The 272-nt window shown below is 67.3% G+C and carries 1 protein-coding gene; it reads left to right on the forward strand.

All coding sequences use genetic code 11. From position 1 onward, the window contains the following. On the forward strand, nucleotides 1-272 hold a 272-nt coding region (locus BK665_RS33435), incomplete at both ends, for an Ig-like domain-containing protein (protein WP_148053287.1).

The following is a 272-nucleotide window of genomic DNA, read 5'->3' on the forward strand; positions in this document are numbered from 1 at the left end:
TCCCTGCGCCTCGCCCCCGGCCCGTTGCCGGCGGTGAGCAGCAGCGACGGCGGTATCACCTGGACCGCGACCTTCACCCCGACCGCCAGCGTCAGCGATACGACTAACGTCCTCCCCCTGGCCAACACCGGCGTGGCTGACCTGTCGGGCAATGCCGGCAGCGGAACCACCAACTCGGGCAACTACATCGTCGACACCGTTCGCCCGACCGCGACCATCGTATTGGCCGACACCGCGCTGAAAATCGGCGACACATCGCTGGTGACCATCAC

This window comes from Pseudomonas frederiksbergensis (assembly GCF_003732665.1).
GTDB lineage: Bacteria > Pseudomonadota > Gammaproteobacteria > Pseudomonadales > Pseudomonadaceae > Aquipseudomonas > Aquipseudomonas frederiksbergensis_G.